Source organism: Sutterella sp. KLE1602, assembly GCF_001578585.1.
In the GTDB taxonomy this organism is placed as follows: Bacteria; Pseudomonadota; Gammaproteobacteria; order Burkholderiales; family Burkholderiaceae_F; genus Sutterella; species Sutterella wadsworthensis_A.
On record NZ_KQ968565.1, the window covers coordinates 1 to 7,029 of the forward strand.

Genomic DNA, 7,029 nt, shown 5'->3' on the forward strand with positions numbered 1-7,029 from the left:
GTTAAAACCGCGGGTTTTCTCGGCTCGACTTTATCTAACGGGCCGTAAAACCTCTCCATTCATGGGGAGGATATAAGGCCCAAATGGGCATTTGGTCGTAAAGCACGCATTCTTAAAGGAAGTGTGCCATGATGTTCATATGAAGATCACCTGCGCCTTTCAATACGAACTCTACGTTGACGAGACCCGACGTGCGGCCTTGAGTCGAAACGCCGGTTGCCGCAGGTTTGTCTTCAACAAGGCGTTGGGGATCCAAAACGAGCGCAAGTCTAAAGGTGAAAAGCTTCTCACCTACAAGGAGCTCGCCCACGAGTTGGTGCTCTGGAAAAAACAACCCGAGACCGCCTTCCTTCGCGAGGCCATGGCCCAACCGCTCCAGCAAGCCCTGCTCGATCTCGATCGCGCCATCAGCGACAGCTTCCGTCCCAAGAGCGATCCGGCACACAAAGGATGGCCGAAGTTCAAGGCGAAAGATATCGGAGACGGCTTTCGGGTTCCGCAGTTTGCTCCAGAACACATCGACGATGCCAACGGGCGAGTCAAGCTCCCGAAGATCGGCTGGATTCGATACCGTAGAACGCGTGCCATCGCGTTTGAGTGTGCGAACGGGACGCTCGTTCCCGGTGTCGTGAAACAGATTCACGTCAAGAAGGACTGCGGCCGCTGGTTCGTGATCTTCACGGTTGAGTTCGAAGTCCAGGCTCCCGACATGAAGGCGCTCGATGTCGGAATCGACGTCGGCGTCGTGCATGCCGTCGCGACGAGCGACGGACGATTCTACGATCTCGACACGGCGAAGATTCGCTCGATCGAGAAACGCATTGCGGGCTTGAAACGCAAGCTTTCGCTCAACCAGGAGTCGCGAAAGAAACTCGCGAAGTTGGGACTGGCGGAGCCTTTTGACAAGAAGCAGCCGAGTCGCAAGCGCCGTCAGCTCAAGGAGAGGATTCAAAACCTATACCGAAAGATTCGTTGCATTCGACAGGATTTCCACAGGAAGACGGCGCATGCGCTCGCGCAGGAGTACGGCTGCGTGTACGTCGAGGACCTGAAGGTGAAGAACATGACGGCGTCTGCCAAGGGCACCGTTGCGAATCCCGGCAAGAATGTGAAGCAGAAAAGCGGGCTCAACCGCGCCATCCTGCGCACGGGGTTCTACAGTCTTCGCCAAACAATCGAATGGCAACTTCTGAAAGTGGGTGGTGTGATGATTCCCGTCGATCCGAGAGGGACGAGCATCACCTGCCCGCACTGTCAGAGCAGGGACAAACGCAACCGCCCGACGCAGGCGATTTTCAAGTGCGTCAACGAAAGTTGCGGCTTCAAAGCGAATGCCGACGTGGTGGGTGCCCTGAACGTGTTGAGGAAGGGCCGGACAGGCCCGAGTGCACACAACAAAAGCACATCGCCCATGTAGTGAGTGTTGGGGAGCAAGGCTTTCGGCCTAAGGACTCGATGCCATCAATGGGAACCGCCCTTGAACCACGAGACCGCGTGGTCCAAGGAATCCCCGCCCTTTAGGACGGGGAGGAAGTCAAAAACACTCTGGAACACAAAACGCGCATCGGGGAGGCATTAACGAACAGAAACACCGGGGATCAAAATTGAGGATTGAGCGTTCTCCTCGCGTCATCAGAGATGAAGAATTCATTACGCTGATGGCATTGAATTGAACGCAGGAAAGGACGATCATCGTAACTCCTGAGCACTCAGCATGAACACCCGAAGTGATCAATGAGCCTTGCGATGTTCGTGAACTTCTGCTAAAAGGAAGACAGCGATGCCGCTCCAGATGAAGAGGAGGGTGAAGAGTTCGCCCCAGCCGAAACGCTCGTTGAAGAATAGGATTCCGAGCAAAAGCGTGAGGATCGGCGAGATGTACTGGCAGAATCCGAGCACGTTCATCGGGAGGTTGACCGCTGCGATCGTAAAGAAGATAAGCGGGATGGAGGCGACGATGCCGGTGCCGGCGAGACAGAGCGAAAGCTCGGGATTGACCGTCGGCAGGAAGTGATTTTCACCGATCGACGAAAGCCAGAAGACATAACCCAAAGCAACGGGCATCATCATGAGGCCTTCAAGCAGAATGCTCACCCAGGCGTCGAGCATGAGCTTTTTCTTGAGCGCCCCGTAAATTCCCCAGGTCGCCGAGACGCCGAGCGAAATCCAGGGAAAGTGGCCGAAGGAGACGATCATGATGAGCACGCCGGTCATGGCGAGCATCACGCCCGCAGTCTTCGTGCGCGAGAGGCGTTCACGGAAAAAGAGGACGCCGCAGGAAACGGAGATGAGCGGCGTGAGGAAGGTGCCGATGCCGAGCTCCACGACGTGACCGCTCAGAACGGCGATCACGTTGATCCACCAGTTGAGGCCGGCGAAGCACGCGGCGGTCGCGAGCAGAAGGGCGGTGACTGGAGAGGTGAGAATTGACTTGATGTCGGACCAGGCAGATCGGAGTTTTCCGCGGACCGCCATCACGAGCGGGATGAAGAGAAGCGACCAGAGAATGCGATGGGCAATCACCTCCACGGAGCCGGCTCCTTCGAGCAGGTTCCAGTAGATGGGCATGAGACCCCAGCTGAGATAGGAGACGATGGCTCCGGTGAGTCCGAGCCGGAAGTCCGGCTCCAGTCGTTCGGTCATTAAGCTTCTGCAGCACCTTCAAGATGAGAAAGGCCGTACTTCTCCAGAATGTTGCGCGCCCGCCTGATGCCTTCGTCGGAAATCCAGACCGCCTTGTGGTCACAACCGGAAAGATCGGAGGACTGCAAAAGATTGTCGAGCGTCTCCCAGTCGAAGCTACGCCAGCTGGCACGGGCGACCTGGTCGTCATGGTTCCACTTGAAGCGCTTCAGATAAAGGAGCACGAGGGTCAGTTCCTCAATGCCGGCCTCAATGGCATCGTCAGTCAGAGTGTCTTCATTGTTTTTTTGTTCTTGCATGGAGGCGTCCTGGCTTTGTATTGTTTTTGCTATCTGAACATTCTACCTGCTGTGGCGAAAACGTGCCCGATCGAAGTGTTTTCAGAGCCCGGAACCCTCAAAAGGACTGTTTTTCACGTTCCAAAATACCTCTCTCACCCTGTCGCACAGCCCAAGAGAGAATTTTCGGGGCTATCAGGGCGCAAATAAACGCGATCTTTCGAGCGTAGGCCGACATCCTCTCACCCAAAACCATTCAAACGCGCCATGGGAAGTGCTGTTTTTGTGGTTCTTTGTGCCGTCGCCCGAGTACTGTCTTCCTTGAAGACCCTCTTGAAAATCCCGCAGCCCTGAACCCCTCAAGGGGTAAATCGGATCGAAGGAAGAGATATAATATGTTAATGTCGTAGAATGTTCATTCTCGTGCGTTATTTGGAGCGTCCGTCGCCCGCACTAAGAAACTCGCGCCTTCGTTCTCCATCAAGGGTTTTTAGAAATGTCAACGGATTTTGAGGTCATGGTTCCGCCGAAGGGCGCCGATTCGGGCGCAACTCAGAAAGGCATGCTGTCGGCAACGGCCGCTGCAAATTCGGGACAGGTCAATGCGGCGCTCGCCTATCTCGCGACGCTTCATTCGCCGCAGTCGCGCAAGTCGGTGGCGTCAAAACTCAATGTCTTCGCCCGATGGACCGGCGCCGCCGATCTTCGAGACTGCCGTTGGGGAGAGATGAAGACCGAACACGTGCTCGCGTTTCTCGCTAAACAGGAGCGCGACGGCATTTCGGGCTCAACTTCGAACTGTTATTTGGCTGCCCTCAAGGGGGTCGCTCAGGCTGCCTGGCTCGCACGATCGATGGAGCACGAGGACTACCTTCGCATCAAGTCCCTGAAGCAGAGGCGTTTCTATCGACTACCTACGGGGCGCGCGCTTTCCTTTGACGAATCCCGAAATCTTCTCGCGGGGTGCGATGCGGACACGGCGATCGGCGCCCGTGACCGCGCAGTCATCGCACTGATGCTCGGCTGCGGACTTCGTCGTGGTGAAATTCCTGGCATCCGCATCGACAAGCTCGATCTCTACAACCGTTCCCTCACCCTGATCGGCAAGGGCGACAAAGAGAGGAGGGTGTTTCTTCCGCCGCCAGTCGCACAGGCAGTCGAAATCTGGATTCGTAGTTGGCGTGGCACAGAACCAGGATTGCTTTTCGGACGGATCTACAAGAACGGCCGGATTTCCATTACCGACGCTCTCGACCCGAGTTCGATCGGTCGGATTACAAAACGCCGCATGGAGTCCGCGAACCATGAATCGGCGACGGCACATGACCTCCGACGAACATTCGCCACACGACTCTTCGCGAACAATGTCGACATCGTGACCGTTAAGAACATGATGGGGCACTCGAACATTTCGACCACCGCCATGTACGACCGTCGCGGTGATGATGCGATGAGAAGGGCGGCAGAAAATGCAGTTCTCTAATCATGGGAGTTCAGATTGACAACCTATTTCTGGGACTGATGACGGGCCGCCCGGGCGTCAACCATCCGGACGTCATAAAGTCACGCGTCTCCAGTCCAAAAGCCAATGGAAAATTGCCTGCCATACTGGTATATTAGGTTCCCATTCGTCATTGTCGCGATGCCCAGAAACTTTCTACTGCAGGGGCAGATTTCGATTCTGCGTTTTCATCGACCTGCTTCCGATCATGCATGCAACTCTGTCCCTGATCATTTCGACCTCGAGGAATTCCTCATAGAGAAGCGGAAATGGGCGCGTCCGGCTCTCTCATTGAGCCTCCTTGTCAGCCTGTCGTAAAAATTGTCGAGCCGATCTATAAAGCGAATTGCAATATTAAAATGAATAGCATAATGATACCCCCCCCCCCCTCTAAGTTACGATTCAACTTGCCTTTCAGAGCATGGGTTAATGCTTTAATTCTGCCGATCACGCTCTATCTTTTCGCAGTCTCCTTCATTTTTCTGACAAATGCCTTTCTGCTCGGCACATACAAACATGCTTTCGGACACGCTGGCTACACTTTGTTGACAGCCGTCGGTCTTGCCGGATTTTTGTACGTCTTTCGCAAGGATCGACGAGATCTTGCGGCCACGCTGATCTTGTATTTGCTTCTGAATGTGCCGGGCGCCATGATGTACTGGGATGCAGATTCGAATGTTAGAGATGTCTTCGATCTGCCACGGAGCCTCACGAAGAACAACTGTTGTGCGATCTCGCTTGCCGTATCAATTATGTTTTTTACGGCATCTTCGTGCTTTTTCCAGAACAGATTCGTACAGAGGCTGATCCGTCTGGTTTCCGCAGTACTCTGGGGTGCTGCTGTCTCATTGCCGCTTGCTTTCATTGCATACTGGTTGTCTCATGATGGCTTGATGAACGCCGACACGTTGATTGCGATCTGGCAGACCAATCCCAGCGAAGCGGTCGAATACTTCTCGTATAAGGGCGCGATGTTTACGGTCGGCGTTTGTATTTTTGCCGTCCTTTTGTCCGCCATCTCAATCAGAGCGCTAACCTGTCGTCAAAGCATTGGCATCTTCAGCCGGGCTGTTCCAGTCATATCCGTCATCATACTGGCCACGAGCATCGCAGCAGCCATGAAAAACGCCGGGAATCTCACCACGAACATCGTGACTGCAGCTGTCGAAAAAGTGCAGGAACTCAATTCATTTGAAAGCAAGTTGGAGGAACGGAAGTCCCTGATTGCATCCCTCGAGGGCATCCGAGAGCAGGGGCGCCACGGTCTTTATGTCGTCATTGTCGGGGAATCCCAGACTCGCGACAGGATGTCTGCCTACGGCTATGAAAAAGAGACGACCCCGTGGTTGACACGTCAGGCGGTAGACGATCATTTCGTTCTCATGCAGAATGCCTATTCCTGCTACCCGAATACTGTTCGATCCCTTGAACAGGCACTTACGGCTCGCTCACAATTCACCGACAGACCTCTCGCCGAGAGCCCCTCGATCGTGGAAATTGCCCGAGCAGCCGGCTACCATGTTTCGTGGTTGAGCAATCAGAACAGGCTGGGCGGCTGGGACTCTCCAACTACCGTTATCGCCAACGAGGCAGACCATCAGGTCTGGATCAACGAAACCATTGGTGAGAAAATTCAGAGCCGGCATTACGACGATGCACTTGTGGACGAACTTCGAAAGATACCAGTGAACCACGACGCCAAACAACTGGTCTTTCTGCATGTCCTAGGTTGTCACAGCAACTATGAACAGCGATATCCGTCCTCGTATGCCTCTCGGGACGGCGAACCTAGCGAGGATTATGACAATGCCGTCCGCTTCAGCGACGATTTCACACGACAGGTATACGAATATCTCCGAACCAGGTCGGATTTTCAGGCACTTCTCTTCTTTTCAGACCATGGCGAAGATCCGAAACACGGTCATACACTCGATCCCTTCACCTGGAAGATGGTGAGAATTCCCTTGTGGGCCGCATTCTCTGATGGTTTCATTCAGTCGGCACCGGAGGCAGCTCAGGCGCTGAAGGAGAACGTCGGCAAATTTTTCACCAACGACATGGTTTTTGACCTCGTCTGTGGTCTTCTCGACATACAGGATCAACCTTACTACGAACCGCACAACGATCCTGCATCTCCGTCATATTCTCGTACTCTTCGGGATCTGTCGACGATTTCCGGAAAATATCGAATTGCGGATGATCCAAATCTTGGCCAATGAACAGAATCCGTCGAATCAATCAGGATCATGGACTTCATGAAGCTGAATCATGTGCGTCCAGATTTGACGGCTGACTCAGCCAAATCCGCCAGGAACCCTCGCCTCGGTGAGGCGGGGAGGAATGGCGGAAAAGACGGCGAAATGCGAGGCATACGCCAAAATAGGAAGCCTCATATAATCAAATATCAATTCCTTTCCTGCCTCTATCACGAATGATCCGCGCCATCCGAGTTCGACTCTATCCGACACCCGACCATAAGAAATATCTGGCCGGCCTTTTCGGTGCTGTGCGGTTCTGCTTCAACAAGGCGCTGTATCTCATCTTGCAAAGGCGATTGCCGATGCAGGATGGGGTGAATTCATGCGCCAGTGCGAATACAAGGCGAAG

General features: G+C 54.1%; 6 protein-coding genes. 4 read left to right on the forward strand and 2 right to left on the reverse strand.

Going from position 1 to position 7,029, the window contains the following annotated elements:
- The first annotated feature begins 91 nt into the window (after nucleotides 1-91).
- Nucleotides 92-1,417, forward strand: a complete 1,326-nt coding sequence (locus tag HMPREF3036_RS09415) for an RNA-guided endonuclease InsQ/TnpB family protein (RefSeq protein WP_231853615.1) — start codon at nucleotides 92-94, stop codon at nucleotides 1,415-1,417.
- Between the two features lie 314 nt (nucleotides 1,418-1,731).
- Here the strand turns inward: HMPREF3036_RS09415 and rarD are convergent, their stop codons facing one another.
- Together rarD and HMPREF3036_RS09425 are read right to left on the reverse strand one after the other, a co-directional pair.
- Nucleotides 1,732-2,643, reverse strand: coding sequence for an EamA family transporter RarD (gene rarD / locus HMPREF3036_RS09420; RefSeq protein WP_062333922.1), 912 nt, complete (start codon nucleotides 2,641-2,643; stop codon nucleotides 1,732-1,734).
- Nucleotides 2,643-2,942: a DUF6429 family protein gene (locus HMPREF3036_RS09425; protein WP_062333924.1), complete on the reverse strand. Its 300-nt coding sequence runs from the start codon at nucleotides 2,940-2,942 to the stop codon at nucleotides 2,643-2,645. Before HMPREF3036_RS09425 ends, rarD begins: the two co-directional genes overlap by 1 nt.
- A gap of 475 nt (nucleotides 2,943-3,417) precedes the next feature.
- Here HMPREF3036_RS09425 and HMPREF3036_RS09430 point away from each other — a divergent pair, with 475 nt between their 5' ends.
- The 3 genes from HMPREF3036_RS09430 to HMPREF3036_RS12335 all read left to right on the forward strand — a co-directional run.
- Complete coding sequence (locus HMPREF3036_RS09430; RefSeq protein WP_062333927.1) at nucleotides 3,418-4,404, forward strand: tyrosine-type recombinase/integrase; 987 nt, start codon at nucleotides 3,418-3,420, stop codon at nucleotides 4,402-4,404.
- Between the two features lie 425 nt (nucleotides 4,405-4,829).
- Nucleotides 4,830-6,641, forward strand: coding sequence for a phosphoethanolamine transferase (locus HMPREF3036_RS09435; RefSeq protein ID WP_197457976.1), 1,812 nt, complete (start codon nucleotides 4,830-4,832; stop codon nucleotides 6,639-6,641).
- A gap of 212 nt (nucleotides 6,642-6,853) precedes the next feature.
- On the forward strand, nucleotides 6,854-7,029 hold a 176-nt coding region (locus HMPREF3036_RS12335; protein ID WP_231853616.1), incomplete at its 3' end, for a helix-turn-helix domain-containing protein.

What these genes read in the sequence shown, in the direction of transcription:
- HMPREF3036_RS09430 (WP_062333927.1), top strand. Translation starts at nt 3,418, where the DNA reads ATGTCAACGGATTTTGAGGTCATGGTTCCGCCGAAGGGCGCCGATTCG.
- HMPREF3036_RS09425 (WP_062333924.1), bottom strand. Translation starts at nt 2,942, where the DNA reads ATGCAAGAACAAAAAAACAATGAAGACACTCTGACTGACGATGCCATT.
- rarD (WP_062333922.1), bottom strand. Translation starts at nt 2,643, where the DNA reads ATGACCGAACGACTGGAGCCGGACTTCCGGCTCGGACTCACCGGAGCC.